24 protein-coding genes are annotated in these 26,858 nt (G+C 62.0%); 15 read left to right on the top strand and 9 right to left on the bottom strand.

What is annotated here, in order from left to right; all coding sequences use genetic code 11:
* Positions 1–56 precede the first annotated feature (56 nt).
* The 8 genes from BM154_RS23865 to BM154_RS10995 all read left to right on the top strand — a co-directional run bounded on the left by BM154_RS23865 (position 57) and on the right by BM154_RS10995 (position 6,339).
* The gene (locus tag BM154_RS23865; protein ID WP_139225436.1) at positions 57–611 is read left to right on the top strand and encodes a hypothetical protein; all 555 of its coding nucleotides are present in this window, start codon (positions 57–59) and stop codon (positions 609–611) included.
* Between the two features lie 83 nt (positions 612–694).
* Positions 695–1,081 (top strand): hypothetical protein, encoded by a 387-nt coding sequence (locus BM154_RS23860; RefSeq protein ID WP_074883256.1) that lies wholly within the window; start codon positions 695–697, stop codon positions 1,079–1,081.
* Between the two features lie 79 nt (positions 1,082–1,160).
* Positions 1,161–1,733 carry a hypothetical protein gene (locus BM154_RS23855; protein WP_139225435.1) on the top strand — a complete coding sequence of 191 codons (573 nt, stop codon included), beginning with the start codon at positions 1,161–1,163 and terminating at the stop codon, positions 1,731–1,733.
* 99 nt (positions 1,734–1,832) lie between these two features.
* Complete coding sequence (locus tag BM154_RS11010; protein ID WP_074883253.1) at positions 1,833–2,102, top strand: hypothetical protein; 270 nt, start codon at positions 1,833–1,835, stop codon at positions 2,100–2,102.
* A gap of 678 nt (positions 2,103–2,780) precedes the next feature.
* Entirely contained in the window at positions 2,781–2,942 is a 162-nt protein-coding gene (locus BM154_RS24650) for an SMI1/KNR4 family protein (protein ID WP_167364678.1), read from the top strand.
* The gene (locus BM154_RS23845; RefSeq protein WP_167364677.1) at positions 2,878–3,315 is read left to right on the top strand and encodes an SMI1/KNR4 family protein; all 438 of its coding nucleotides are present in this window, start codon (positions 2,878–2,880) and stop codon (positions 3,313–3,315) included. Before BM154_RS24650 ends, BM154_RS23845 begins: the two co-directional genes overlap by 65 nt.
* Before the next feature lie 292 nt (positions 3,316–3,607).
* On the top strand, positions 3,608–4,213 hold the full coding sequence (locus tag BM154_RS11000) for an HD domain-containing protein (RefSeq protein ID WP_074883250.1): 606 nt from the start codon (positions 3,608–3,610) through the stop codon (positions 4,211–4,213).
* Between the two features lie 161 nt (positions 4,214–4,374).
* On the top strand, positions 4,375–6,339 hold the full coding sequence (locus tag BM154_RS10995; protein ID WP_074883247.1) for a TonB-dependent receptor domain-containing protein: 1,965 nt from the start codon (positions 4,375–4,377) through the stop codon (positions 6,337–6,339).
* Between the two features lie 172 nt (positions 6,340–6,511).
* Here the strand turns inward: BM154_RS10995 and BM154_RS10990 are convergent, their stop codons facing one another.
* Together BM154_RS10990 and BM154_RS10985 are read right to left on the bottom strand one after the other, a co-directional pair.
* Entirely contained in the window at positions 6,512–7,849 is a 1,338-nt protein-coding gene (locus BM154_RS10990; protein ID WP_074883245.1) for an NTP/NDP exchange transporter, read from the bottom strand.
* 22 nt (positions 7,850–7,871) lie between these two features.
* Positions 7,872–8,924 carry an SDR family oxidoreductase gene (locus BM154_RS10985; protein ID WP_139225433.1) on the bottom strand — a complete coding sequence of 351 codons (1,053 nt, stop codon included), beginning with the start codon at positions 8,922–8,924 and terminating at the stop codon, positions 7,872–7,874.
* 163 nt (positions 8,925–9,087) lie between these two features.
* Here BM154_RS10985 and BM154_RS10980 point away from each other — a divergent pair, with 163 nt between their 5' ends.
* A complete protein-coding gene (locus BM154_RS10980; RefSeq protein WP_074883242.1) occupies positions 9,088–9,987 on the top strand; it encodes a LysR family transcriptional regulator in 900 nt (299 codons plus the stop codon).
* Between the two features lie 6 nt (positions 9,988–9,993).
* Here the strand turns inward: BM154_RS10980 and BM154_RS10975 are convergent, their stop codons facing one another.
* Together BM154_RS10975 and BM154_RS10970 are read right to left on the bottom strand one after the other, a co-directional pair.
* Positions 9,994–11,316 carry an ATP-binding protein gene (locus tag BM154_RS10975; RefSeq protein ID WP_139225455.1) on the bottom strand — a complete coding sequence of 441 codons (1,323 nt, stop codon included), beginning with the start codon at positions 11,314–11,316 and terminating at the stop codon, positions 9,994–9,996.
* 29 nt (positions 11,317–11,345) lie between these two features.
* The gene (locus BM154_RS10970; protein WP_074883236.1) at positions 11,346–12,092 is read right to left on the bottom strand and encodes a response regulator transcription factor; all 747 of its coding nucleotides are present in this window, start codon (positions 12,090–12,092) and stop codon (positions 11,346–11,348) included.
* Between the two features lie 151 nt (positions 12,093–12,243).
* Between BM154_RS10970 and xseA the strand changes: the two genes are divergently transcribed.
* The 5 genes from xseA (at position 12,244) to leuA (ending at position 18,636) form a co-directional block, all read left to right on the top strand.
* Positions 12,244–13,623: an exodeoxyribonuclease VII large subunit gene (gene xseA / locus BM154_RS10965; protein ID WP_074885285.1), complete on the top strand. Its 1,380-nt coding sequence runs from the start codon at positions 12,244–12,246 to the stop codon at positions 13,621–13,623.
* An 18-nt stretch (positions 13,624–13,641) separates the two neighbouring features.
* Positions 13,642–14,463 carry a M23 family metallopeptidase gene (locus BM154_RS10960; RefSeq protein WP_074883233.1) on the top strand — a complete coding sequence of 274 codons (822 nt, stop codon included), beginning with the start codon at positions 13,642–13,644 and terminating at the stop codon, positions 14,461–14,463.
* A gap of 99 nt (positions 14,464–14,562) precedes the next feature.
* The gene (locus BM154_RS10955) at positions 14,563–15,231 is read left to right on the top strand and encodes a glutathione S-transferase family protein (RefSeq protein WP_074883230.1); all 669 of its coding nucleotides are present in this window, start codon (positions 14,563–14,565) and stop codon (positions 15,229–15,231) included.
* Between the two features lie 179 nt (positions 15,232–15,410).
* Entirely contained in the window at positions 15,411–16,691 is a 1,281-nt protein-coding gene (locus BM154_RS10950) for a mechanosensitive ion channel family protein (protein ID WP_074883227.1), read from the top strand.
* A 268-nt stretch (positions 16,692–16,959) separates the two neighbouring features.
* Positions 16,960–18,636 carry a 2-isopropylmalate synthase gene (gene leuA, locus BM154_RS10945; RefSeq protein ID WP_074883225.1) on the top strand — a complete coding sequence of 559 codons (1,677 nt, stop codon included), beginning with the start codon at positions 16,960–16,962 and terminating at the stop codon, positions 18,634–18,636.
* Between the two features lie 141 nt (positions 18,637–18,777).
* On the opposite strand, the gene BM154_RS10940 is transcribed toward leuA, so the two are convergent.
* From BM154_RS10940 to BM154_RS10920, 5 genes are all read right to left on the bottom strand, one after another.
* Positions 18,778–20,331 (bottom strand): APC family permease, encoded by a 1,554-nt coding sequence (locus BM154_RS10940; protein WP_074883222.1) that lies wholly within the window; start codon positions 20,329–20,331, stop codon positions 18,778–18,780.
* A gap of 151 nt (positions 20,332–20,482) precedes the next feature.
* Positions 20,483–21,238, bottom strand: coding sequence for a gamma-glutamyl-gamma-aminobutyrate hydrolase family protein (locus BM154_RS10935; protein ID WP_074883218.1), 756 nt, complete (start codon positions 21,236–21,238; stop codon positions 20,483–20,485).
* A 51-nt stretch (positions 21,239–21,289) separates the two neighbouring features.
* Positions 21,290–22,567: an NAD(P)/FAD-dependent oxidoreductase gene (locus tag BM154_RS10930; RefSeq protein ID WP_074883215.1), complete on the bottom strand. Its 1,278-nt coding sequence runs from the start codon at positions 22,565–22,567 to the stop codon at positions 21,290–21,292.
* A 202-nt stretch (positions 22,568–22,769) separates the two neighbouring features.
* The gene (locus BM154_RS10925; protein ID WP_074883213.1) at positions 22,770–24,263 is read right to left on the bottom strand and encodes an aldehyde dehydrogenase; all 1,494 of its coding nucleotides are present in this window, start codon (positions 24,261–24,263) and stop codon (positions 22,770–22,772) included.
* A gap of 13 nt (positions 24,264–24,276) precedes the next feature.
* Positions 24,277–25,659 carry a glutamine synthetase family protein gene (locus BM154_RS10920; protein ID WP_074883210.1) on the bottom strand — a complete coding sequence of 461 codons (1,383 nt, stop codon included), beginning with the start codon at positions 25,657–25,659 and terminating at the stop codon, positions 24,277–24,279.
* A 156-nt stretch (positions 25,660–25,815) separates the two neighbouring features.
* Here BM154_RS10920 and BM154_RS10915 point away from each other — a divergent pair, with 156 nt between their 5' ends.
* Positions 25,816–26,706, top strand: a complete 891-nt coding sequence (locus BM154_RS10915; RefSeq protein WP_074883208.1) for a LysR family transcriptional regulator — start codon at positions 25,816–25,818, stop codon at positions 26,704–26,706.
* The last annotated feature ends 152 nt before the right edge of the window (positions 26,707–26,858 follow it).

The following is a 26,858-nucleotide window of genomic DNA, read 5'->3' as shown; positions in this document are numbered from 1 at the left end:
GGAAAGTTATGCACCGCATGGTGTCTATTTATAGTTATAAGTAATTAGAATTTTTCATGTGCTTCCGAATACTACTTATCGCCTTAATCGCCGTGCTTGCGGGCTGTGTAGATTTCAAGTCAGGAAGTCATTGGCGGGCTGAGCCTAACGGCTGGAAAACACAACCTAAGTCCTACTATGCATTCGAATGGATCTCTTATCAATGCAACTCATCACCATTAACCGTCGCAACTTCCGGCTTCAATGAAAGCTCCATCGCAACTTTTTTCCTGTTTCCGATCACCTTTCTAGGAAAAGCTACATCCCCTGAGACGCTGAGAGTTTTTGCAATATCCGAAAACTTAAAAAACCACTGCTCACCGCCGGCAGAAAACTTATTTAAAGTCAAGATCAATGGGCGCGCATACACTAATTATACGATCACCCAAACACTCAAGACTGAATCATGCCTTATAGAGATAATGAAAAGCCCCGAAACAATCGACAGCTTTGAAATTCAGGCGAATGAAGAATTCTTGAAATGTGATATTAATCCCCTGAAAGTTTATAAAAACTCACATTACTGCCTGAGAGGCACAAGATTTGGCGGCTCTGAAAGCTGTGGATATTAGCTTATAACAAATGGTTCAAACCGTTCGCTTCGCTCACTGGGACGGGCTAAAGCCCGCCCCTTAACCAAACGTTAGGCTAAAAAATGAGTCTCGACATTCACCTTGAAGCCGATGAGCGACTCTCAATAACCACTATCCATAAGGCATTGAGCGAACTCGGCGTACTGGATACAGACAATAATGACCATACGGCGGAAGGAATTTTCGAGTCCGGATTATCAGTGAGCGCCGCGTACGAACTAAATGACCATACGCTATATGCGGAAGATACTAAAGGCATGACCTTCCCTGTAGCTATTCGCTGCTACATACGAATAAAATGGCCGGAGCCAGAAGGTTTTTCTGCGTTTGGTGATCTAGAGCGGTTTATAAAAATCCTTACAACCAAGACCGATGCTAATTTTGTGGTTTCATTCCAGTACGAATCAACGTTGTATTGGAGAAATAGCGATGGTTTGCAAGTCGCCTAACTGGTGGTTCAAAACGTTCGCTTCGCTCACTGGGACGGGCTAAAGCCCGCCCCTTAACCAAACGTTAGAAGCCAAGAGAATGAATGCGGCCAACCTTATCGAACTGGGCAGCTCTGAAAATTTTCTTAGCAATGCGCTTGTCCAGTCACTACAGATTAGCGTCGACATCTTAGAATTTAGAACCCAAGACGAGGCACTTTGCTCGGCCAACCTCTTTGCTTGTGGGAAAAATCAGGTATCGCACAAAGCTATAGCGTTTTTTACGCTATTAAATCATGCACTTCACTTTTATGAGGAGTGGCACATAAATGAAACAAGCGCTAATGATTTTGAGTTGCTAGCTAACAAGTGGTTGCTACCAGAGATAAATAAAGCCAAAGACATATCACTTAGTGACGCATTGATTCAAATTGAGGGCATAACCTCTTCAATACAATCCCGCATCAAAAATAAAATTAGCTCCAACAGCATATACAACCCTGATCATTGGGGAGTATTTTTAAATGGAGAAAAATTATCAGAACCTCATGAATTGTGGCGGCCCTTGCCAAACAGCAATGTTATTGCATCAGCGAACGAATGGAACGAAATGGAGTTTTTGTACGAGACTCAAAATTCTTTCATTCTGTTTTCCTGGGGCACCGGCGCGTAATGGCTTCTAACAACTGGTTCAAATCGTTCGCTTCGCTCACTGGGACGGGCTAAAGCCCGCCCCTTAACCAAACGTTAGGCACCATGGAGATACATTTGCATGGACGTTACGCAAAACCAATTGTTGGCTTTCGCCGTTTACGAAATCCGGCAATTGCTCGCCCATCATTTAGGTAGCGACGACACTCATGATCCGGCGGTAAAAGCTGCAGCCCATTTGGCATATGCTCTCCATAATCAAGCTGACGCCATCCTGCAAGGACACACATTTGATCCTCAACAAGCAATAGAATCTCTGAGCGCAGTAGATCGAATGCTGGCAACAAATTTTCAAGCTAGGCTCTTACAATCAGTTAGCCATGATGCCTAACTAATGGTTCAAATCGTTCGCTTCGCTCTCTGGGATGGGCTAAAGCCCGCCCCTTAACCAAACGTTAGAGAACATCATGTCAGTCAGCGTCTACGGTTTCATTTCGGGGATCACGACAGAATCTCAGGATGCTCATAATATTTGGCGGCTTCAAGCTTTGCCAGCGACCGGTGCTTATCTAATTAAAAGCCTTTTCTCCCATGTGCCACAGAGCAGATCGCACTCTTATTACGGAAGTCACATTCATTTCTCTGCGGGATACAAGGAGTTTTACTGCGTAGATAACGAGTGGCTGGAGGAGTTCGAAACACTGCTGTCCAATTTATACTGGAACGAAGCAGAGATAATCGTGACTTGGTCAAGAGAACGCTACACTTGGTGCTCCAACTACTCCAACGAGGTGGCCCCAAGCGAACCTAATGCAATTAGAGAGCGGGCAAGATACGAAAGTGCATGGGAGCTAAAGCAAATCCCATGGAACTCCTAACATGCTCTCTAACTAGTAGCTCAAATCGTTCGCTTCACTCACTCGGGACGGGCTAAAGCCTGCCCCTTAGTTTAATCGCTAGCTAATTAGGAAAACTCATACTTACCCATATTGAAATCATTTTAAAGGAAAAAGCGCCCTTAATATTAGAGGCTTTTCAGGGGGGTGCAGAAGAATCCAAAATAGAAAAATTGGAATCAGTAGTTGGTTCTGTTCTGCCAAATGACTTCAAAAAAATGTATCGTTATAAAAATGGCTTTGACAATTCGAAGCTTGCTAATCTTTTTTATGGCTTTCCATTCCTGGGGCTTGACGAAATCATTAAAGCTCAAGAAAAAAACAAAAGCCAGTAACAACATAGAGCCTCTTAGGTATGCAGATCCTGAAATTAAAAGAAACTATACGCTTAGTCCTAAACGCATACCAATTGGAGACGGCTCGGGAACATCTTTATTATGCGTTGATCTTGATCCTTCAGATATAGGCAGTTACGGTCAAGTTATTCTGGTTGATTATGAAATGGGGGTTGCGCTAAAGCTCAATCCTTCAGTTGAAGAATTGGTAAAGCAGTTTGCATCTGACCTTACTAATGACAAATATAGCCTTCAAGAGGATGCGCTGGCAGATGGGGTTCATTGGTTAAAACCAATTAGGGAAATTGACCCAGGAAATTGGTATAACTCACCACGCTGGCGGTACGTAAACGCTGATTTAAAAAATAGCTAACATGGCGCTCCAGCAGCGCGCACTTCGTGCGCTCGACAGTTTTTAAGTCGCTTTTTTTGGTTTTGCTAAGCAAAAGTATTCCAAAAAAACCAACTTACAAACTGCAGCTGAGCTTAGCGTTACATGCCCAGACTAGATAGGAGTCGAATTGGAAATCTATAACGTGAAATCAGCAAGCCGGGGGGACAACACGAAGCTTGTCCAGCGCACTGCTGACGTGACCGTTGACGGTCTAACATCGCCGCGGTGAATGGAGATCCCCCCAGGCAGCGACATAGCGGTAATTCATCCGATGAGCATTTTCGAAAAATCCTGGGCTCGCGCCTGGTCAGGCCTCGGCCTGCAGCCTGATGCCAACCTGTTCGAGGCGCTGATGGCTGCCTATGGGGAGCCTCAGCGCCATTACCACTCCCTGCAGCATTTGCGGGAATGCCTGGTGCACTTCGAGCAGGTTCATGAGTTGGCCGAGCATCCAGAAGAAGTCGAAATTGCCTTGTGGTTTCACGATGCCGTCTATGACGTTCGCGGTACGGCAAATGAGCGGCAGAGTGCCGACTGGGCTGTGCGTGCCCTGCAGGCCGGCAACGCATCGCGACCTACGCAGAACCGCGTCGAGCAACTGATCATGGCCACCAGGCACGATGCAGCGCCTGTGGATAGTGACGAGCGTCTGCTGGTCGATATCGACCTGTCGATTCTCGGTGCTGCGCCCAAGCGCTTTGCCGAATACGACGGACAGATGCGGGCTGAATACAGCTGGGTGCCTGAAGCCATCTACGTCATGAAGCGCAAAGCGGTGCTCAGCTCATTCCTGGCCCGCTCAAGCATTTACAGCACGCCCCATTTCTACGGACGCTATGAGGCACGAGCGCGTATGAACCTGGCGGTACTTGCCTGATTGGCAAAGCTGACGGGTAAACAGTCGACAACCCGGTAGAGCGGCTCTCTGTGCTGCCGCGAGTTCCCTCGCCAAGCGGCCACGCTGTCTTACTTTGTCCAACCTTTACGCTCATGGATGCATACGATTCGCGCCTGCAAACGATTCGTAAGGACTATTCCATGCACACGCCCTTCCCTCGCCGCCCTGTCGGCACGCTGATTCGCCTGGCGACGCTCTGTCTGGCCACTGGCAGCACTCTTGCCCAGGCCGAGCCCCTTGAACTGGACGACATGGTGGTGACCGCCTCCGGCTTTGCCCAGAACCTCGAAGACGCACCGGCGTCGGTTACCGTGATCAGCGGCGACGACCTGCGCAAACGCTCGGTGCAGAACCTGGCCGATGCCGTGCGTGATGTGGAAGGTGTGGTGGTCAACGGCGGTGCCAACGAAACCGACATCCAGATCCGCGGCATGCCGGGTGACTACACGCTGATTCTGGTCGACGGTAAACGCCAGAGCGGGCGCGATTCGCGGGTCAATGGCAACCGCGGTTACGAGCAGAGCTTCGTGCCGCCGGCTGCAGCCATCGAACGTATCGAGGTGGTGCGCGGGCCGATGTCGTCGTTGTACGGATCGGATGCCATCGGTGGGGTGATCAACATCATCACCCGCAAGGTGTCTCCCGAGTGGGGCGGCAACGTTTCCTACGATTATTCGGCGCGCCCGAACAGCGATCAGGGCAATGCCCGCAACACCCAGTTCTATCTCAATGGCCCGCTGGTCAACGAAGTGCTGGGCCTGCAGGTGTGGGGCAACTACCTCGACCGCCAGGCCGATGACGATGTCGAAACCAACGAAGGTTTCGCCAAGTCCGACAACAAGAGCCTGACCGCGCGCCTGGCCCTGACACCGAGCGAGAACCACGATTTCCTGCTCGAAGCGGGTGCCTCGCGCCTGAAGAATGGCGATGGCCTGAGTGCCAACTGGTCGACCCGGGAGCAGAAGAACAACCGCGATCACTGGTCGCTGACCCACGAAGGCCGTTGGGGCTGGGCCGATTCGACGCTGTCGTTCGCCGAGGAAACCACCAGCCGCGAAGGCAAGGCCACACCGGCCCAGGCCGATGTATTCGGGCGCAAGCCGGAGATTCGCAACCGTGTGCTGGACGGCAAGCTGGTTATCCCGACCGACTACCACGTCACCACTGCCGGCGTGCAGTGGAACGAAGCCACCTTGACCGACTGGAACCAGGCTAACCGTGGCACCGCTCGCGAGCGCGAGAACGAGCAATACTCGGTAGTGCAGAAAGCCCTGTTCGCCGAAGATGAATGGTCGATCACCGACGATTTCGCCCTGACCACCGGCGTGCGCCTGGACCACCATGAGCAGTACGGTAGCCACGTAAACCCACGTGTCTATGGCGTCTGGCACCTGAATAACGAGTGGACGCTGAAAGGCGGCGTGGCCCGCGGTTTCAAGGCGCCGGAACTGCGCGCGGTAATCGACGACTACGCCGTGGTGCGCCGCAACCGCTTCGTGCAATTCGGCAACTCGAACCTCAAACCCGAGAGCAGCACCAACTACGAGTTGAGCGCGATGTGGTCGAACCGTGACGACCTGTCGGCTGGCGCCACGCTGTTCTACAACGACTTCAAGGACAAGCTCTCCACCGTCACCACCAGCGAGCAGTGGCAGGGCCTGACCGTGATGGAGCGGGTCAACGTCGACAAGGCGGTGATTCGCGGCCTGGAGTTGAGCGCCAACTGGCAGGCGCTGAGCAATGTCGCGATCAAGGGTAACTTCACCTACCTGGATTCCGAGCAGAAGAGCGGCGTCGACCAGGGCCGGCCCCTGTCGCTGACGCCCAAGCGCAAGGCGAGCCTGCGCGCCGACTGGGACATCAGTGACCGCACCCTGGCCTGGGCCGCAACCCATTACAACGGCGAAGAGTATGGCGCCACGCTGACCGGCCAATCGTCCCGCGCTTACACCACTGCCGATATCGGCGGTTCGTACAAGCTGACCGAGTCGCTGACGCTCAACTCGGCCATCTACAACCTGGGCAACAAGCGCTTGAATGACGAGGACGACGGCACGGTCAATTACGGCCGCACCTATTGGCTCGGTGCATCGCTGGACTTCTGATGACCTGACCGTGGGAACGATCACAAGGGGGAGCCAGCATGTTGTGGGAGCGCGCCATGCGCGCGAATCGCGGGCGTGGACTGGGCGTCCCCGCCCGCTCCCACAGGGTATTGCCGAACCGCTGCCACCGCTTTGTAACTTTCGAGATGAGTAGGCCGGGCGGCGATCCGCTTCAGCTCGGCAATCGACCCTGACCCATGACCGCTTTCGCCTCCGGTGCGTCCTGCCTGCTCATCTCATCTGCCCGTCTGCCCAGGTACCAGCCAAGCGTTCCCCAGACCAAGGCGCACAGCGCGCCAACCACTGCCACCAGCACGGCCCCCTGGCCGAGCAGATCCAGAAAGCTCTTCACCCAGCCGCTGAGCGCGTCACCAGCGCGGTAGACCACGGTGTCGATAAAGTTCTTCGCCTTGTATTTGCTCTCCGCATCCAGCGGCGCGAAGAGCATTTCCCGGCCGGGGCGCACGAAGGCGTATTCGCCGATGCGTCGCACGATCATCAACGCCGCCAGCATGGCGAAGGTCGGCGCCAGGGCGAGGCCGATAAAGCCCAGGCAGACCAGCAGCGGCACCATGGCCAGCAGCACCCGCACACCCATCTTCTGGGCCAAGCGCCCGGTGATGAACAGCTGCGATAGCAAGGCGCCGGCCTGCACGATCACGTCGATGATGCCGAACACGCGAATCTGCGCATCACGATCCGGGAAGCGCTCGGCCACCAGGCGCGCCTGCTCGAAATACAGGAATGTGGTCACCGTGGCGAGCAGCACCACGAATGCGGCGATGGCCAACAGATAAGGCGATTGCAGCACCCGCGTCAGGCCGCTGAACGGGTTGCCGGCCACCGGTTTGCGCGAACTCTCGGCCCTCACGGCACCAGGCCGGCCAGCGCCGCCGACTTCTCGCCAACGCATCAGCGGCGCCTTGAGGGCCAGGGCGATGCCCAGCAATACGCCAGCCAGCAGCACCAGGCCGCTTTCGCCGACAACACCGACCAGCAACGCGCTCATGGCCGGCCCGACCAGGCCGCCGACACTGGCACCGGCGGCGATGAACGCGAACAGCCGCTTGGCCTGCTGGCTGTCGAACACGTCGGCCATCAGGCTCCAGGCCACCGACACCACGAACAGGTTGTAGACCGAGATCCACACGTAGAACACCCGAGCCAGCCAGACGTTCTCCTCGTTCACCTGAAACAGCACGGCGAAGGCCAGCAGGTTCAGGCAGAAGAAGCCGTACACCCAGTCGACGAAATGGATGCGCGGCACCCGCGAGCTGAGCCAGGCGAACAGCGGCACGGCCACGAGCATCACCACGAAGGTGGCGGTGAACAGCCATTGCAGGTTCTCGACCCCGGCCATGATGCCCATCGACTCGCGGATGGGCCGCAGCATGAAATAGCCGGAGAACAGACAGAAGAACAGCGCGAACCCGGCCAGTGCCGGCCCCAGCTCGTGGCGCTCGGCGTTGATGGCGGCGCCAAGGCGCCGCACCAGAACAGTGGGAAACATGATGGGCGCTCCTGGCGGTTTGTCAGCGGTAGGTGACGCCGGTCAGTTGCTCGGCGATCGTCCACAGGCGAGCGGCGGCCTCGGCATCCTGAGCAACTGCCGGCACTGTAGCCAGGCCCAGCGGCCCGCGTTTTTCGTCCTCGCCGGTCGGCCCGTAATAAGCACCACCCTGAGCCTGGCCCGCGGTGGCGGCATACAGCGTCGGCAGCGCACCCTGGGCGGCGGAGTGGTATTCGTCGCGATCCTTGGCCCAGTTGCGGCCGAAATCGCTGTCCAGCCCCGGCCCGCGGGCGATCAGTTCGGTTACGGCAACACCGGGATGCGCGGCGATGCTCTGGATGCCCCAGCCCTGCTGCTCACTGCGCCGTTGCAGCTCGAAGGCGAACATCAGGGTCGCCAGCTTGGACTGAGCATAGGAGGCGTAAGGGTTGTAGGCCCGCTCGGACTGCAGGTCATCGAAGTCGATGTTGCCGCGCAACACCGCGATGCTCGACAGGGTGACCACCCGTGGCGCGCTGCTCTTGCGCAGCAGCGGCAACACATGGCCGGTCAGGGCGAAGTGCCCCAGGTAGTTGGTGGCCAGCTGCAGCTCATGGCCATCGGCCGAGGTTCTGCGCTCAGGCGGCGCCATGACCGCGGCATTGTTGATCAGCCCATCGAGGCGCGGCAGCTTGGCATTGAGGCGCTCGCCGAGGGCTTTCACCGAAGCCAGGTCGGCCAGGTCGACTTCCTCGAAATGCACCTGGGCGCCGCGGATTTCCTCCTTGATGCGCGCCATCGCCTCCCTGCCGCGCTGCGGATTACGGGCGGCGATCACCACTTCGGCGCCAGCGGCGGCCAGCGCCTTGGCATCCTCGAAGCCCATGCCGCTGGTGCCGCCGGTGACCAGGAAAATGCGCCCGCTCTGCGACGGCATGTCGGCCAGGCTCCAGTCCGGCTTGGGTGCGCTTTGCTCGGCGGAAGCCGTGCCCGCCTCGAGGGCGAAGCCCAGGGTCAGGCTGAGGGTCGCCAGCCACTTGCGCCAGGTGGCGCCGGGCCTGGCCTGGATGTCGGTTGATGCGATGGTGGTTGTCATTGCTCGGTCCTCTCGTCGGTGGGTAGTCCGACGGCTCGCAACAGCGCGGCCCGTCGACGTGAACCATTGTTCAACGGGTCTCGGGCCACGATAAGCCGTATAAAACTGGACGCTGTGTACGCTCAGTCGTACGATCAGGACATCCCGTTCGAGAGTCATCGCCATGCGCCAGCCCAACCTGACGGACGTCGCCCTGTTCGCTGCCGTGGTCGAAGCCGGTGGTTTCCGGGTGGCGGCGCAGAAGCGCGGCATGCCGGCTTCGTCGATCAGCGATTGCGTGCGCCGCCTGGAAAGCGATCTCGGCGTGCGCCTGCTCAACCGCACGACCCGCAGCGTGTACCCCACCGAAGTAGGCACGCGGCTACTGGAGCGACTCCGCCCGGCTCTCGATGAAATTGGCGCAGCCTTCAGCGATCTCGACGACGAGGCGAAACAGCCAGTCGGCACCCTGCGCCTCAACGTACCGGTGCCCATCGCCCGCTTCGTGCTGCCGCGCCTGATCCCCGCCTTTCTCGAGCGCTACCCCGGCGTGAGCGTGGAAGTGGCCATGGACAACACCTTTATCGACGTGGTCGCCACCGGCTTCGATGCCGGCGTGCGCTACGAGGAAAGCCTGGCCAAGGACATGATCGCCGTGCCCATCGGGCCACGCCGGCAGCGCTTCGTGGCCGGCGCAGCACCGGCTTACCTGGAACGCTACGGCACACCCCAGCACCCACGCGACCTCCTCGAACATCGCCTGATTGGCCACCGTTTCGAGAGCGGCAAGCTGGGCGTCTGGGAGCTGGAAAAGGACGGCGAGATCGTCCGCGTGCCGCCCCAGGGGCCGCTGTTGTCGTCTTCGCAGGATCTGGAAGTGGGCGCCGCCGTGGCCGGTGTTGGCATCATCTACACATTCGAGGAATACCTAGGCCCGCTGTTCGAACAGGGCGCGCTGCTGCCCGTTCTGGAAGACTGGTGGCAAGCGTTCGACGGCCCGTACCTGTACTACAACGACCGCCGCCACGTGCCCTCGCCGCTGCGCGCCTTCGTGGATTTTCTCAAGGCCGAGAACGGGGGCTGAGCCAGCTCAACCCTGCGCCGGTAAGCGCACCACCGCGCACAGGCCGGCAGGCGGGCGGTTTTCCAGGCTCAGCTCACCACCATGGGCCTGCACGCAGGCGCGAGCGATGGCCAGCCCGAGGCCCAGGCCTTTGCCACGCCGCTCACCACTCAACTGCACGAACGGCTCGAACACCTGCGCCAGCTTCCCTGGGTCGATGCCCGGGCCGTGGTCGAGAATTTCCAGACACAGCTCGCCGGACGCATGGCGCTGCAGGGTGACCTGCGCATCGCCGCCATGCAGCAGCGCGTTGTCGATCAGGTTGGTCAACGCCCGCTTGAGGGCCAACGGTCTGCAGCGGCAGAACAGCTCATCACCGAGCCGCCAGACGACCGGCTGATCGAGGGTGCGATAACGCTGCGCCAGGTCTTCCAGCAGCCGGTTCAGGGACAGCCGCACCGTCGGCTCCTGCACCGCATCGTCGCGGATGAAATCCAGCGTCTCGGCGACCATGGCGCGCAGCTCGTCGAGGCTTTCCAGCAGGTCCTCACGCAGCGGACCGTCATCGAGCAGTTCGAGCTGCAGGCGCAGCTCGGTGAGCGGCGTGTTGAGGTCATGGCTGAGTGCCGCGAGCATTTGCGTGCGCCCTTCCACATGGCGGGCGACACGCTCCTGCATGCGGTTGAACGCCTGACCCAGCTCCTGCGCCTCGCGCGGTCCCGCTTGCGGCAGCGGCGCGACCCACTCGCCCCTGCTGATGCACTCGGTAGCCGCCGCCAGGGCAGCGAAGGGCCGCACCACTCGGCCCATGAAGAACAACAGGATCAGCAGAATCGGCACGATGCTGACCGGCAGCGCATAGGCCAGCAGGCGGCTCCACTCATAGGCGCCGGAGGGGTGCTGCAAGGCATTCAGATACTGCCCGCCGGGCAGCGCGATACTGCTGCGCAACCGCAGCGGCTCCCAGCCTGCCGGGCTCAGCACATCCTCACGGGCCGGGCCACCACCGACCCGCTCGAGCTGCATATGGATCGCGCTCGCCGGCAGCCGCAGCTCCCCGGCCAACTGGTCGGTCAGGCGCCGTTCTTCGGCATGCATCGAAAACGGCTGCACATCCGCACCACTGGCCACCCAGAAGCGCGCGTCGGCGCCGCCCATGGCCGCCAGCAATCGCCCGGCATCGACCGCGCTCAGCTGCGTGGCACCGTGATAGGCGGTGCTCAACCGCTCCAGCACCTGAGCACGTGACAGTGGATGCACCAGCGCGCCGGTGCGCTGCAGCAGCAGCACGGCAATGGCGTGCGACGCGAGCAACGCGATGAGCAGCAACACCGCCAGCTGATGGACCAGCCGCTGCGGCCACAGCCGCGCCAATACCCTCATGCGGGCATCACGTCCGCCACCAGCATGTAGCCGCCACCCCATACCGTACGCAACAAGTCATCGCGCCCGGAACGGTCGATCAGCTTGCGCCGCAGGCGGCTGACCTGACGATCGACGGTGCGGTCGAACACATCGCTGTCCGCCCGGGCGGTCAGGTCGATCAATTGCGCGCGGCTCAACAGCTGATTGGGGTGTTCGAGAAACACCTGCAGCAAGCGCCCCTCCGCGGTACTCAGGCGTATGGCCTGTCCGCCGCTGTCACAGAGGCTGGCGCTGCCACTGGCGAATGCCAGGCCGGCAAAGCGGTAATGACGCACCTGCGCGGCGGGCTCGACCCGCGGCGGCTGCGCCAGCACCGAGCCGCGCCTGCGCAGCACGCTGTTGAGGCGAGCCACCAGCTCGCGCGGCTCGAAAGGCTTGGTCAGGTAATCGTCCGCGCCCAGATCCAGGCCACGAATACGATCGCTGGCGGTGTCGCGAGCTGTGAGCAAAATCACCGGCATGCCATTGCGCCTGTGCAGGCGGCTGCACAACTCGAAACCGTCGCCATCGGGCAGCATCACGTCCAGCACCACCACGTCGAACGGCTGGCTGTCGAGCAGTTGCCACATGCCCTCGGCGCTTTCCGCAGTGCGCACGTCGAACCCATGCTTGCGCAGGTAGACGGCCAGCGGCTCGCGAATCTTGCGATGGTCATCGACAACCAGCACACGCGGGGTGGCAAGCGAAGAAGGTAGGTTCATGGCGGCGGCGCAGGACTATTCATGCAGAGGATTATCATTTGCATGCCCATGATAACTCAGCGCCGTCCAGGCTGCCGAGTCGCCACGGCGCCTACACCATTTGCTGACATGCGGTTTCGCGTCGCACGCGGGGCGGCTTATCATGCCGGCCATGATCAAAGACCCGTTCCAACGCCTGAACCTCGACCGCGAGGTGCTCAGCGTCAGCCAGCTCAACAACCGCGCGCGCCTGCTGCTCGAAGATGTCTTCGGCGGCATCTGGGTCGAGGGCGAGATTTCCAACCTGGCGCGCCCGGCCTCCGGGCATATCTACTTCACCCTCAAGGACAGCCAGGCCCAGGTACGCTGCGCGCTGTTCCGGCAGAACGCCGCACGGGTGCGCCAGGCGCTGCGCGACGGCCTGGCGGTCAAGGTGCGCGGCAAGGTCTCGCTGTTCGAGGGCCGTGGCGATTACCAGCTGATTCTCGACGCGGTCGAGCCCGCCGGCGATGGCGCCCTGCGCCTGGCCTTCGAAGCGTTGAAGGAGAAGCTCGGCGCCGAAGGGCTGTTCGCCGCCGAAAGCAAACGCGCCCTGCCCGCCCACCCACGGCGCATCGGCATCGTCAGCTCACCGACCGGTGCGGTGATCCGCGACATCATCAGCGTGTTCCGCCGCCGCGCGCCGCAGGTCGAGCTGAGCCTGATTCCCACCGCCGTACAGGGCCGCGAGGCCACGGCGCAGATCGTTCGCGCGCTGAAGCTGGCCGATGCCCAGGGCTTCGATGCCTTGATCCTGGCCCGCGGCGGCGGCTCCCTGGAAGACCTCTGGTGCTTCAATGAAGAGGCCGTGGCCCGCGCCGTGGCCGCCTGCGTGACGCCCATCGTCAGCGCGGTGGGCCATGAGACCGATGTGTCGATCAGCGATTTCGTCGCCGACGTGCGTGCGCCCACGCCGTCGGCCGCCGCCGAACTGTTGGCGCCGCACAGCAACGACCTGACCCAGCGCGTCAGCGTGCTGCAACGGCGCCTGACCCTGGCGATGAACGGCCGCCTGGCCCGCGAGCGCATGCGCCTCGACGGCCTGACCCGACGCATGCGCCATCCCGGCGAACGGCTGCGCCAGCAGGCCCAGCGCCTCGATGATCTGGACATGCGCCTGCGCCGCGCCTTCGCGCAGCAGCTCAATGGGCGCAGCCATAAAGTGGCGCAACTCGAAGCCCGTCTGGCCGGTCAACACCCGGGGCGTCATCTCAAGTTGCTGCGCCAGCGCCTCGACAGCCTGGCCGAACGCCTGCCACGGGTGATGAAGGAAGGCCTCAAGGCACGCCGTCTGGCGTTGCAAAGTCAGATGCAGACGCTGCACGTGGTCAGCCCGCTGGCGACCCTGGGCCGTGGCTACAGCATTCTGCTCGACGAGCGTGGCCGGGCGATTCGCAGCGCGGCCGCCACCCAGCCCGGGCAACGCCTCACGGCGCGCCTGGGTGAGGGCGAACTTGAGGTACGCGTCGAAGACAACCACCTCGCGCCCGTCACGTTGTCGTTGCTCGACTGATACCGATAAGGAAAACCCATGCGCTCCCTGCTGTTGCTAGTCATTCTCTGTGTCGCCCTGCCCGCCCACGCCGAAGGCTTTATCAGCCGCCTGCTGAACAAGCCGGTGCCCGGTGGTGTGGCAGTGGTCGACCTGGGTGCCTCAGCCAGTGCGCCAAGCGCGACCTATCAAGGCAAACCGGTGCTGGTGGTCAAAGAGGACGGGCAGCGCTGGATCGCCATCGTCGGCATTCCATTGAGCGTGAAGCCCGGCACCCAGCAGCTCGAATCCGCCGGCCAACGCCTGAGTTTTCAGGTGGGCAGCAAGAAATACGTCGAGCAGCGCATCACCATCAAGAACCAGCAGCAGGTCAACCCCAACGCCAAGAACCTTGCGCGCATCGAAAAGGAGCTGGCCGAGCAGACCCGCGCCTACCAGCAATTCAGCCCACGCCAGCCAAGCAACCTGCTGTTCGACAAGCCGGTCAACGGGCCGCTGTCGAGCCCCTTCGGCCTGCGCCGCTTCTTCAACGGCGAAGAGCGCAACCCGCATTCCGGCCTGGACTTCGCCGCCAACCGCGGCACGCCGATCAAGGTGCCGGCGGCCGGCACGGTGATCCTGGTCGGCGACTACTTCTTCAATGGCAAGACGGTGTTCGTCGACCACGGCCAGGGGCTGATCAGCATGTTCTGCCACCTCTCGGAGATCGGTGTGAAGGTCGGCGACGAGCTGCCCCGCGGCGGCGTGCTCGGCAAGGTCGGCGCCACCGGCCGCGCGACCGGCCCGCACCTGCACTGGAACGTCAGCCTCAACGATGCGCGGGTCGACCCGGCGATCTTCATCGGTGCCTTCAAGCCTTAGCGGCTCGGCGCGGATCGCGTATAAGCTGAGGGTTACCCGCGCATCGACCTGAATCAACGCTGTACAGGACGACTGCTCAACCTACCTCTGGGGGCTTTGATGATCACCGTCCATCACCTGAACAACTCGCGCTCGCAGCGCATCCTCTGGCTGCTCGAAGAGCTGGGCGTCGAGTACCAGATCAAGCGCTACGAGCGTGACCCCAAGACCATGCTCGCGCCGCCGGAGCTGCGCGCCGTGCACCCGCTGGGCAAGTCACCGGTGGTCACCGACGGCGACCTTACGCTGGCCGAGTCAGGCGCCATCATCGACTACCTCGCCAACCGCTACGGCCCGCACCTGCTGCCCCCTGCCGATAGCCCCGAGCGCCTGCGCTGCAATTACTGGCTGCACTACGCCGAGGGCTCGGCCATGCCGCCGCTGCTGCTCAAGCTGGTGTTCGACAAGCTGGAAAGCAGCCCGATGCCATTCTTCATCAAACCCGTCGCCCGGGGCATCGCCCGAAAGGTCAAGAACAGCTTCGTCACCCCGCAACTCAAGCTGCACCTGGACTACCTGGAAAGCGAGCTGGGCAAGAGCACCTGGTTCGCCGGTGAACAGTTCAGCGCCGCCGATATCCAGATCAGCTTTCCGCTCGAAGCTGCCGCCGCTCGCGCCGGCCTGGACGCCAGCCGCCCGCGCCTGAGCGCCTTTCTCGAACGCATCCACGCCCGCCCCGCCTACCGGCGCGCGCTGGAAAAAGGCGGCGAGTACGCTTACGCCAAGTGAGGCGGTGATCGGCATCGTGCATTGGCGGCCGTTACCGAGCACTGCTGGAAACCTGCGCATCAACCGAGCAATGGTTACCAGAGATGCGCAGATGTCCGCCAGCAACCTGGGTTTGCTAAGGTACGCGCCCCATCGCCCGGCGCGGCGACGATGGCGGTCATGAACCAGCGAGAGATGCGATGAAAGAACACTACCAGGCCACACTCGCGTGGCTGCAGCAATACCCCGAACTGCATACCCTGATCAGCCTGTGCCTGCTGCTCGCCGGTGCCTGGCTGGCCAACTGGATCGTCAAGCGCATCCTGGTGCGCGGCCTGTACCGAGCGCTGCGCTCCACCGCCATGGGTCAGGACAAGGCATTGGCCGACTCTCACGTGGTGCGCCGCCTGGCCAACATCGTGCCGGCGCTGATCCTGGCCAGCGGCATCAAGGTGATTCCGCACTTGCCGGCGGCCGTAGTCACGGTGGTGGAGAATGTCTGCAGCGCCTTCATCATCCTCACCATTGCTCTGGCCATCGGCGGCGTGCTGAACCTGGTCAACGCCTTCTACCAGCGTCGCCCGAATGCGCACCTGAAACCCATCAAGGGCTACATCCAGGTGGTGACCATCGTCATCTACGCCATCGCCACGATCCTGATGATCGCCACGCTGATCGATCGCTCGCCGTTGATCCTGCTTTCCGGCCTCGGTGCCATGGCCGCGGTGCTGATGCTGATTTTCCAGGACACCCTACTGTCGCTGGTGGCCAGCGTGCAGATCTCGTCCAGCGATATCGTGCGCGTCGGTGACTGGATCGAGATGCCACAGCTCAATGCCGACGGTGATGTCATCGATATCGCCCTGCATACCGTCAAGGTGCAGAACTGGGACAAGACCATCACCACCATTCCTACCAAACGCCTGATCAGCGACCCGTTCAAGAATTATCGCGGCATGCAGGAATCCGGCGGCCGCCGCATCAAGCGGGCGATCTACCTGGACCAGACCAGCGTGCGCTTTCTGAGCCCGGATGAGATCGCCCGCCTGCAACGCTTCCTGCTGCTCGGCCAGTACCTGAGCAACAAGCAGAGCGAGCTGCTGAGCTGGAACGCCGAACTGGCCGATGCCGCCCAGGAACCGGCCAATACCCGCCGGGTCACCAACCTCGGTACCTTCCGCGCCTACGTCGAGCATTACCTGCGCCAGCACCCGGGCATCAACCAGAACATGACCCAGATCGTACGCCAGCTGCAGCCGACGGCCGACGGCCTGCCGCTGGAGCTGTACTGCTTTACCAATACCGTGGCCTGGGTGCCGTACGAGGGTTACCAGTCGGACATCTTCGATCATCTGCTGGCGATCCTGCCGGAATTCGGTCTGCGAGTGTTCCAGCACCCGAGCGGCGCGGACATGCGCGAGTTGCGCCCCAATCTGCACGCGGTGGCGCGAGCCGACAGCACCGCGCAACTTCCAGGCTAAAAAACCTATTAACCAGCAATAATAAACCACCAAAGCTCCAGCCTTGGTGGTTTTCACCAATTTCAAAGACAGGCTTGCCAGCTTTACCCCCAGTGGTTAGGGTTGAGGCCATGACTATCTCCAAGACCCTCATCCTCCTTCGGCAACACGCCAATCTTTGCCTGGTCGCTCAGCGACTGCGCTAGGGTCTGCCGGCCCCCTTCTCGTCTTTCGTTTTCTCTTGTTATTCAGCACGGCCCACGCTGGCCCTCGCCTTCAGGATTGATTCATGAGCATGCTCAAAGACCCGTCGCAGAAGTACCGCCCGTTCACCCGGATTCAGATTCCGGATCGCACCTGGCCAGACAAGATCATCGACAAGGCGCCGATCTGGCTGTCCACCGATCTGCGTGACGGCAACCAGTCGCTGATCGAGCCGATGGACGCCGAGAAGAAAATGCGCTTCTTCAAGTGCCTGGTGCAGGTCGGCCTGAAGGAAATCGAAGTGGGCTTCCCGTCCGCTTCGCAGACCGACTTCGACTTCGTGCGTGAGTTGATCGAAGGTGGCCATATTCCGGACGACGTGACCATCCAGGTGCTGACCCAGGCCCGTGACGACCTTATCGAGCGCACCTTCGAGTCCCTCAAGGGCGCCAAGAAGGCCATCGTCCACTACTACAACGCCTGCGCACCGAGCTTCCGCAAGATCGTCTTCAACCAGGACAAGGCCGGCGTCAAGGCCATCGCCGTGGCGGCCGGCAGCACCATCAAGCGCCTGGCCGCTGCCGCACCGGAAACCCAGTGGGGCTTCGAGTATTCGCCGGAAGTGTTCAGCAGCACCGAGATCGACTTCGCCGTCGAGGTGTGCAACGCGGTGATCGAGGTGTTCCAGCCGACCCCGGCCAACCCGCTGATCCTCAATCTGCCGGCCACCATCGAGTGCGCCACGCCAAACAACTACGCCGACCAGATCGAGTGGTTCGGCCGCCACGTGAACAAGCGCGACAGCGTGCTGATCAGCGTGCACACCCATAACGACCGTGGCACCGGCGTGGCGGCCTCCGAGCTGGCGGTAATGGCCGGCGCCGATCGCGTCGAAGGCTGCCTGTTCGGCAACGGCGAGCGCACCGGCAACGTCTGCCTGGTGACCCTGGCGCTGAACCTCTACACCCAGGGCGTCAACCCGCAGCTGGACTTCTCCGACATCGACGCGGTGCGCAAGGTGGTCGAGGACTGCAACCAGCTTCCGGTGCACCCGCGCCACCCGTATGTGGGCGACCTGGTGCATACCGCCTTCTCCGGCTCCCACCAGGACGCCATCCGCAAGGGCTTCGCCCAGCAGCAGGAAGGCAGCCTGTGGGAAGTGCCCTACCTGCCGATCGACCCGGCCGACATCGGCCGCGACTACGAGGCGGTGATCCGCGTCAACAGCCAGTCCGGCAAGGGCGGCATCACCTTCCTGCTCGAGCAGGAATACGGCATCAACCTGCCGCGCCGCATGCAGATCGAGTTCAGCCAGGTGGTGCAGAAGGAAACCGACCGCCTGGGCCTGGAGATGACCGCCTCGCAGATCCACAAGTTGCTCGACAGCGAATACCTCCAGGCCACCTCGCCCTATGAGCTGAAGGGCCATCGCCTGGAAGAGGAGAACGGCGAAAGCCGCGTCGACGCCAAGGTGCAGGTCAACGGCCAGGAACAGCGCTGGAGCGGTTCGGGCAAGGGCGCGCTGGAAGCCCTGGCCTCCAGCCTGCCGGTCGCCGTCGAGGTGATGGACTACCATGAGCACGCCATTGGTGGCGGCGCCAACGCCAAGGCCGCCTGCTACATCGAGATTCGTCTCGACGGCCAGCGCCCTCTGCACGGTATCGGTATCGACGAAAACATCACCACGGCGAGCTTCCGCGCCCTGTTCAGTGCCCTGAACCGTGCGGTGAAACAAGCCGAGGAAAAGACCCAGGCCGCCTGATAAACAGCCTGGCATAAACGACAAAGGGACGCTTCGGCGTCCCTTTGTCGTTTTTGACACCAGCTAGCCTGGCGTTGAGCGCAGCGATACCCAGGAGGCTCCCGGGTGTCGCTGCGCTCGACCCGGGCTACGGATTGGCCGTTACAGCTCTGCTTTTACCGGCTTCATCTGCTTCTGCAGGGTGTTGCCCCTGAAGAACGCCGGCGCCTGCCAGCGGGCGATGAACATCAGCACCAGGCCCAGCAGCAGGATCACCACGGCGATCACGAACACCAGTCCAAGACCACCGACGTGCGAGCCGCTGCCGAAATCCGGCGACATGCTGTCCAGGGTGGTCTGCCAAAAGATGATCGACAGCATCACCGCTCCTACCAGTGGGCACAGGCCGCGCATGAAGAAGTGCCGCGCGCTGTCGAACAGGCTGTGGCGGAAATACCAGACGCAGGCGAAAGCGGTCAGCGCATAGTAGAAGCAGATCATCATACCCAGGGCGGTGATGGTGTCGGCCAGCACGTTCTCGCTCAGCGTACGCATGGTCACGTAGAACACCGCGGTGGCGATGCCGGCGGCGATGGTGGCGTAGCGCGGTGTCTGCGAATGCGGGTGCACGCTGGCGAAGCGCTTGGGCACCGCCCGGTAGTAGCCCATGGCGAGCAGCGTGCGCGCCGGCGAAATGAAGGTCGATTGCAGCGACGCCGCGGTGCTGGCCAACACGGCGATGGACATCAGGATCGCCAGCGGGCCCATCACCGGGCCGGCCAGGTGGGCGAAGACGTTTTCCTGGATCTGCGCATTGCCCAGGCCCAGGCCGCTGTCGCCGGTGCCGGCGAACTGCAGGGTGGCCGCCGCGGTGAACAGGTACAGGGCGAGAATCAGCAGCACGGTGAGGGTCGCGGCGCGCCCCGGCACCTTCTCGCTGCCCACCGACTCCTCACTGACGGTCAGGCACACGTCCCAACCCCAGAAGATGAAGATCGACAGCGACAGGCCCGCCGCGAACGCGGAGAACGAATCGATATTGAACGGGTTGAACCACTCGGGGTGGAACACCACCGGCGAGCTGTCCGGCGCAGCGGCGAAGGCGGCGATGGAGAAACCGATCAGCACAACCAGTTGCAGCGCTACCAGGGTGTATTGCAGGCCCATGGTCATGCCGATGCCCCGGCAGCAGACCCACACCGCCATGGCGATAAAGGCGCAGCAGGTGACGATGTTGACCAGCAGGTTACGAGTCAGGTCGGCCAGCCAATCCAGCCCGGTCAATTGGGCGAGAAACAGGTAGAAGAAGTCCACCGCGATACCCGCCAGGTTGGACAGCACGATGGTGGTGGCGGTGACCAGTCCCCAGCCGCCGATCCAGCCGATCATTGGCCCGAACGCCCGTGCTGACCAGGTGAACGAAGTGCCGCTATCCGGCTCCGCGGCATTCAGCTCGCGGTAACCCAGGGCCACCAGTAGCATCGGCAGAAAGCCGACGATAAAGACCGCCGGCAGGTACACGCCAACCTCGCGCACCGTCGGGCCCAATGCACCGGTCAGGGTATAGACCGGTGCGATGGTGGAGATGCCCAGCACCACGCAGGCCAGCAAACCGACCTTGCCCTGGGCCAGGCCCTTGCCGGACACCACGGCGGCGGCGCCAGCGACAGGCGTTGCCTGTACATGCGATGCCGACGCATCTGTGTAATCACTCATAAGTCTCTGCCATTGTCTTGGAATTGTTTCCGAACGTGGTGAGGATCCTGCGAGGCAGCCTGTGGCCTTCGGTCGACGACCCCAGAGCCATTGCGAGATCCCGACCCGTTCAGGTCAGAGCACCCCGAACCCGAGCGGGTTCAGGGCGGATTCAGCGGGCGTCGCGTGCTTGCGCGTAGGCCTGGCAGGCATCACGGAACGCCTGGAACAACCTCAGCGACTCGGGGTTCTCGGCGAAGCGCCACTCCGGGTGCCACTGCACGCCGATCAGAAAGCCCGCTGAGTCGGGAATCGATACGGCTTCCACCAGCCCATCGGGCGCCAGCGCTTCGACGAGCAGGCGCTCGGCCAGTCGGTCGATGCCCTGGCTGTGCAGCGAGTTGACCTGGAACTGCGCCGGCAGGCCGATACGCTCGAATACCCCGCCCGGCTGCACGCTGACCGCATGCTGTGGCGCGTACTGCTCGGCCACCGATTCGCGCTGCGGCTCACGGTGATCCATAAAGCCCGGCAGTTCCTGCACACGCTGGTGCAGGGTGCCGCCCAGGGTCACGTTGAGCTCCTGGAAGCCGCGGCAGATGCAGAACACCGGCACGCCCTTGTCGATGGCCAGGCGCAGCAGCGGCAAGGTGTTGGCATCACGGTTCGGGTCGTGCTGGGTACCTTCCAGGCTCGGCGTGCCCTGGTAATGCCGCGGCTCGACGTTGGACGGCGAGCCGGTGAACAAGATGCCGTCGAGTTGCTCGAGCAACTGCTGCGGGTCACTCGGGGTGCTGCGCGCCGGCAGCACCAGCGGCAGGCCGGCGTAGGCCGCCGCCTCGACGTACTTGTCGCCGACCGTGTGCGAATCGTATTTGCCGAGTTGCTGCCGGCAGGCAGTCACGCCGATCAGGGGCATGCGGGTCATGGTGTTCTCTCCGGAAAAGCCTGCCGACGGCGCACGCCGGCAGGCGCAGCATCAGAAACCCAGGCGGTCACGCAGCTGGTAATAGGCGGCACCCAGGGCGGTGAACGGCACGCGCAGCAGCTGCCCACCCGGGAACGGGTAATGCGGCAGGCCGGCGAAGGCGTCGAAACGCTCGGCCTGGCCGCGCAGCGCCTCGGCCAGCACCTTGCCGGCCAGGTGCGTGTAGGTCACGCCGTGGCCGCTGCAGCCCTGGGAGTAGTAGATGTTCTCGCCGATACGGCCGACCTGGGGCAGGCGCGACAGGGTCAGCAGGAAGTTGCCGGTCCAGGTGTAATCGATCTTCACGTCCTTGAGCTGCGGGAAGGTCTTGAGCAACTTGGGCCGGATGATCGCTTCGATGTCCGCCGGGTCGCGGGCGCCGTAGACCACACCGCCGCCGTAGATCAGGCGCTTGTCGGCCGTCAGGCGGTAGTAATCGAGCAGGTAGTTGCAGTCTTCCACGCAGTAGTCCTGGGGCAGCAGGCTGTGGGCCAGCTCATCGCTCAGCGGCTCGGTGGCGATCACCTGGGTGCCGCAGGGCATCGACTTGCTAGCCAGTTCGGGCACCAGGCCACCGAGGTAAGCGTTGCCGGCAACCACCACGAACTTGGCCTTCACCTGCCCGTTCAGTGTGTGCACCACCGGCTGCGGGCCGCGGTCGATGCGCGTGGCCGGGCTCTGCTCGTAGATCGCGCCGCCCAGGGATGCCACCGCCGCGGCTTCACCCAGGGCCAGGTTGAGCGGATGGATATGACCGCCGCTCATGTCCAGCATGCCGCCGACATAACGATCGGTGCCGACCACTTCGCGAATGCGGCGCTCGTCCATCAGTTCCAGCTGGGTATGGCCGTAGCGCTCCCACAGCTTCTTCTGGGCTTCGAGGTGGCCCAGCTGCTTGCCGGTGATGGCGGCGAACACGCCACCGTCTTTCAGGTCGCACTGGATACCGTACTTGGCGACCCGCTCACGGATGATGCGCCCGCCTTCGAATGCCATTTCGCCGAGCAACTGGGCCTGACGCGCGCCGACCTGCTTTTCGATGACGTCGATGTCGCGGCTGTAGCTGTTGACGATCTGCCCGCCGTTGCGTCCCGAGGCGCCAAAGCCGACCTTGGCGGCTTCCAGCACGGTGACGCGAAACCCGTTTTCCAGCAGGAACAGAGCGGTGGAAAGACCGGTGTAACCGGCACCGATGACACACACATCCGTCTCGACGACATCCGTGAGCGCTGGGTAATCGACCCGCGGGTTGCGCGAGGCGGCGTAGTAACTGTCGACGTGTTGAGTCATGTGAAACTCCTTAAATCCAATGCTCCGCCTTGGGGCAAATCCTTCAAGACCTAGCGAGCTAGAACCATGCAAGGCCTAGGCGGCTCCGCAAAAACAGATGAGGAAGCGACCGGGGTCGCGGGCGACTGTACTGTTGTACATGAGCATCCGCAGGCTGTTCTTAACGCCGCAGGGCCGAAGCGCAGCAGGTCGGTTTTTACCCTTAAAGCTTGATCCAGGTGGCCTTCAGCTCGGTGTATTTATCGAAAGCATGCAGCGACTTGTCGCGGCCATTGCCCGATTGCTTGAAGCCGCCGAACGGCGCGGTCATGTCGCCGCCGTCGTACTGGTTCACCCATACGCTGCCGGCGCGCAGCGCCCGTGCAGTGCGATGAGCGCGGGAAATGTCGCGCGTCCACACCGCAGCGGCCAGACCGTAGGGCGTGTCGTTGGCGATGCGGATGGCTTCTTCATCGCTGTCAAAGCTGATCACCGACAGCACCGGGCCGAAGATTTCCTCACGGGCGATGCGCATGGCGTTGTTCACACCCGCGAAGATGGTCGGCTGCACGTAGCTGCCGCCGGTTTCCTGCAGCGCGCGCTCACCGCCGGTGAGAACCTCTGCCCCCTCCTCGCGACCGGACTCGATGAAGCCGAGCACGGTGGCCAGGTGGCCGTCATCGACCAGCGCGCCGACACGGGTGTCCGGCTCCAGGGCATGACCGGGTTTCCACTTCTGCAGCGCCTCGACCACCATGGGCAGGAAGCGCTCCTTGATCGAGCTTTCCACCAGCAGGCGCGAACCGGCGACGCACACTTCGCCCTGGTTGAAGGCGATGGCCGTGGCGGCTGCATCGGCGGCGGCCTGCAGATCCGGGGCATCGGCAAAGACGATGTTCGGGCTCTTGCCGCCGGCCTCCAGCCAAACGCGCTTCATGTTCGACTCACCGGAATAGATCATCAGTTGCTTGGCGATTTTGGTGGAGCCGGTGAACACGATGGTGTCGACGTCCATGTGCAGGGCCAGGGCCTTGCCCACGGTGTGGCCGTAGCCGGGCAGCACGTTGAACACGCCAGCCGGGATACCGGCTTCCAGCGCCAACTGGGCGACGCGGATGGCGGTCAGCGGCGATTTCTCGGACGGCTTGAGGATCACCGAGTTGCCGGTCGCCAAAGCCGGACCGAGCTTCCAGCTGGACATCAGCAGCGGGAAGTTCCACGGCACGATGGCCGCCACCACGCCGACCGCTTCGCGGGTCACCAGACCTAGCTGGTCGTGGGGCGTGGGCGCCACCTCGTCATACAGCTTGTCGATCGCCTCGGCGCTCCAGCGGATGGCGTTGGCCGCCGCCGGTACGTCGATGCTCAGCGAATCGCCGATCGGCTTGCCCATGTCGAGAGTTTCCAGCAGGGCCAGCTCCTCGGTATTGGCCAGCAACTTGTCGGCGAAGGCGATCAGCACGCGCTTGCGTTGTGCCGGGGCGAGCCTGGCCCAATCGCCACGCTCGCAAACCGCGCGAGCGGCCTTGACGGCAAGCTCGGCATCCTCGGCCATGCAACTGGCCACACTGGCCAGCTGGCGCCCGTCCACCGGGCTGATGCTGTCGAAGGTCGCGCCGCCCACGGCATCGCGGTAGCTGCCGTCGATAAAGGCCCGGCCCTCGATGCGCAGGCTCTGGTAGCGCTGCTCCCAATCCTGGCGAGTCATGGTGGTCATGCTCATCACTCCCTTAGACGGTATGCAGGTACCAGTTGTATTCGAGGTCGGAAATGGTGGTCTCGAACTCGTGCATTTCCGCTTCCTTGCAGGCCACGAAGATGTCGATGTATTCCGGGCGGATGTACTTGTTCATCACTTCGCTTTCGTCCAACTGGCGCAGGGCATCGCGCAGGTTGTTCGGCAGGCTCTGCTCCAGCTGCTCGTAGGAGTTGCCCTCGATGGGCGCGCCCGGCTCCAGCTGGTTGGTCAGGCCGTGGTGAATACCGGCGAGGATCGAGGCCATCATCAGGTACGGGTTGGCGTCGGCGCCGGCCACCCGGTGCTCGATGCGGATCGCGTCGCTGCTGCCGGTGGGCACACGTACTGCCACGGTGCGGTTGTCCAGGCCCCAGCTCGGCGCATTGGGCACATAGAACTGCGCGCCGAAACGGCGGTAGGAGTTGACGTTCGGGCACAGGAAGGCCATCGACGCCGGCATGGTGTCGAGGATCCCGGCAATGGCATGGCGCAGCGGCGCGTGCTGTTCCGGATCGTCGGTGGCGAAGATGTTCTGCCCGGTCTTCTTGTCGAGCAGCGAGATGTGCACGTGCAGACCGTTGCCCGCCTGGCCCGGGTACGGCTTGGCCATGAAGGTCGAATCCATCTCGTGGTCGTAGGCGATGTTCTTGATCAGGCGCTTGAGCAGTACCGCGTAGTCGCAGGCCTTGATGGCGTCCTCGACGTGGTGAAGGTTGACCTCGAACTGCGCCGGAGCACTTTCCTTGACGATGGCATCGGCCGGCAGGTCCTGCTCCTTGGCGGCTTCGAGCATGTCCTGCAGGCAGTCGACGTACTCGTCGAGGTCGTCGATCAGGTAAACCTGGGTGGAAATCGGGCGTTTACCGGAGATCGGCGAGCGCGGCGGCTGTGGGCGGCCGTTCACGTTTTCCTGGTCGATCAGGTAGAACTCCAGCTCAAAGGCGGCGCAGATGGTCAAACCCAGCTCATCGAACTTCTCTACCACCTGGCGCAGCACTTCGCGGGGGTCGGCGAAGAACGGCGCGCCGTCCAGCTCGTGCATGGTCATCAGCAGTTGCGCGGTGGGGCGCTTCTGCCAGGGTTCCTTGCAGAGGGTGTCGGGGATCGGGTAGCAGATGCGGTCGGCGTCGCCGATGTCCAGGCCCAGGCCGGTGCTTTCCACGGTGGAGCCATTGATGTCCAGGGCGAACAGCGAGGCCGGCAGGTTGATGCCTTTTTCATAGACCTTGTGCAGGCTGGCGCGCTCGACGCGCTTGCCACGCACGATCCCGTTCATGTCGGTGATCAGCAGGTCGACGTACTGAACCTCAGGGTGTTCCTTGAGAAAGGTGTTCGCTTCGTTGAGCTGAACAACACGTGGGGAAACCGAAGTCATGGGAAATACATCCTTTCGCATCGGCGCGCCCGCGGAAGACATCTCACGAGCCTTGGCGCCTCATTATTCTGGGTATCCGCTAGCGGATTTGATTCTAGGCAACGCCTTGAGTATAAGTGGGCGCACACGCAACCGATACTGGCATCAGAGCAATTAATGATTGCATCTACGCAATACCAGATCAGCCATGTCGACCTCGCCCTGGTGCTCGCTCTGGTGCGCGGCCGCTCTCTGGCCCGGGCCGCCGAGCAATTGCAGGTGGATGTGTCGACGGTGTTCCGGGCCATCCGCAAACTCGAGGCCAATCTGGGCATCGCCCTGTTCGAGAAAAGCCGCCGCGGCTACATGCCGACCCAGAGCGCCCAGGCCCTGGCCGAGCAGGCCGAGCGCGCCGAACAGGCCCTGGATGCCGCGCGCATCGCCCTGCAACACGGCGAGAAGGTCATCAGCGGCACCGTGCGCCTGACCTGCACCGATGCGGTGCTGCAGAACCTGCTGCTGCCCAGCCTGACCGAGCTGATGCCGCGCTATCCCGCGCTGTCCCTGGAGCTGGCCACCACCAACACCTTCGCCAACCTCAGCCGTCGCGACGCCGACATCGCCCTGCGCCTGTCCAACGCGCCGCCCGAACACCTGGTCGGCCGCCAGCTCGGCCACACCGCCTATTACATCTGCGGCCGCCCGGAACACCGCGACGCCTTTTTGCAGGCACCCACCTCGGTGCCGTGGATCGCCCCGGACGACTCGATGCCCGACCACATAACCGTGGCCTGGCGTCATCAGGTGTACCCCAGCCTGGTGCCGCGCTATCGCTGCAGCAGCATGTCGGCGGTGGCCACCCTGGTCCACGGCGGTCTGGGCATCGCCGCCCTGCCCGACTTCATGGCCCGCAGCCTCGATGGCGTGGAGCGCCTGAGTGACGCGCTGGTCGATTGCGACACCGACCTGTGGCTGCTGACCCGGCCGGACTGCCTGGCGCTGCGCTCGGTGCAGACGCTGTTCGACGAACTCACCCCGCTGCTGCGCGCGCGCCTCAACGGTCGATAGTCCCGCCACTCTCGATGGCCTGCGACGCAGCGCGAGGCTGCCAGCGATTCGCGTGGCCATGATGCTGCGTTCGGGAACTCTCTGCTGGTCCCTGCCTTCTTAAATAGCCCCGGAGGATCAGGACAGACAGCGACAGGATTGTGCAATCGACC

Origin of the sequence: Phytopseudomonas argentinensis (assembly GCF_900113905.1) — a bacterium.
In the GTDB taxonomy this organism is placed as follows: domain Bacteria; phylum Pseudomonadota; class Gammaproteobacteria; order Pseudomonadales; family Pseudomonadaceae; genus Aquipseudomonas; species Aquipseudomonas argentinensis.
The sequence above is the reverse complement of the archived record's forward strand: the minus strand, read 5'-3'. Positions and strand labels throughout refer to the sequence as shown.

Excerpts from the sequence above, each read along its gene's own strand:
- BM154_RS23865 (WP_139225436.1), top strand. The coding sequence starts at position 57 with ATGTGCTTCCGAATACTACTTATCGCCTTAATCGCCGTGCTTGCGGGC.
- BM154_RS23860 (WP_074883256.1), top strand. The coding sequence starts at position 695 with ATGAGTCTCGACATTCACCTTGAAGCCGATGAGCGACTCTCAATAACC.
- BM154_RS23855 (WP_139225435.1), top strand. The coding sequence starts at position 1,161 with ATGAATGCGGCCAACCTTATCGAACTGGGCAGCTCTGAAAATTTTCTT.
- BM154_RS11010 (WP_074883253.1), top strand. The coding sequence starts at position 1,833 with ATGGACGTTACGCAAAACCAATTGTTGGCTTTCGCCGTTTACGAAATC.
- BM154_RS23845 (WP_167364677.1), top strand. The coding sequence starts at position 2,878 with ATGGCTTTCCATTCCTGGGGCTTGACGAAATCATTAAAGCTCAAGAAA.
- BM154_RS11000 (WP_074883250.1), top strand. The coding sequence starts at position 3,608 with ATGAGCATTTTCGAAAAATCCTGGGCTCGCGCCTGGTCAGGCCTCGGC.
- BM154_RS10995 (WP_074883247.1), top strand. The coding sequence starts at position 4,375 with ATGCACACGCCCTTCCCTCGCCGCCCTGTCGGCACGCTGATTCGCCTG.
- BM154_RS10990 (WP_074883245.1), bottom strand. The coding sequence starts at position 7,849 with ATGTTTCCCACTGTTCTGGTGCGGCGCCTTGGCGCCGCCATCAACGCC.
- BM154_RS10985 (WP_139225433.1), bottom strand. The coding sequence starts at position 8,924 with ATGACAACCACCATCGCATCAACCGACATCCAGGCCAGGCCCGGCGCC.
- BM154_RS10980 (WP_074883242.1), top strand. The coding sequence starts at position 9,088 with ATGCGCCAGCCCAACCTGACGGACGTCGCCCTGTTCGCTGCCGTGGTC.
- BM154_RS10970 (WP_074883236.1), bottom strand. The coding sequence starts at position 12,092 with ATGAACCTACCTTCTTCGCTTGCCACCCCGCGTGTGCTGGTTGTCGAT.
- xseA (WP_074885285.1), top strand. The coding sequence starts at position 12,244 with ATGATCAAAGACCCGTTCCAACGCCTGAACCTCGACCGCGAGGTGCTC.
- BM154_RS10960 (WP_074883233.1), top strand. The coding sequence starts at position 13,642 with ATGCGCTCCCTGCTGTTGCTAGTCATTCTCTGTGTCGCCCTGCCCGCC.
- BM154_RS10955 (WP_074883230.1), top strand. The coding sequence starts at position 14,563 with ATGATCACCGTCCATCACCTGAACAACTCGCGCTCGCAGCGCATCCTC.
- BM154_RS10950 (WP_074883227.1), top strand. The coding sequence starts at position 15,411 with ATGAAAGAACACTACCAGGCCACACTCGCGTGGCTGCAGCAATACCCC.
- leuA (WP_074883225.1), top strand. The coding sequence starts at position 16,960 with ATGAGCATGCTCAAAGACCCGTCGCAGAAGTACCGCCCGTTCACCCGG.
- BM154_RS10940 (WP_074883222.1), bottom strand. The coding sequence starts at position 20,331 with ATGAGTGATTACACAGATGCGTCGGCATCGCATGTACAGGCAACGCCT.
- BM154_RS10935 (WP_074883218.1), bottom strand. The coding sequence starts at position 21,238 with ATGACCCGCATGCCCCTGATCGGCGTGACTGCCTGCCGGCAGCAACTC.
- BM154_RS10930 (WP_074883215.1), bottom strand. The coding sequence starts at position 22,567 with ATGACTCAACACGTCGACAGTTACTACGCCGCCTCGCGCAACCCGCGG.
- BM154_RS10925 (WP_074883213.1), bottom strand. The coding sequence starts at position 24,263 with ATGACCACCATGACTCGCCAGGATTGGGAGCAGCGCTACCAGAGCCTG.
- BM154_RS10920 (WP_074883210.1), bottom strand. The coding sequence starts at position 25,659 with ATGACTTCGGTTTCCCCACGTGTTGTTCAGCTCAACGAAGCGAACACC.
- BM154_RS10915 (WP_074883208.1), top strand. The coding sequence starts at position 25,816 with ATGATTGCATCTACGCAATACCAGATCAGCCATGTCGACCTCGCCCTG.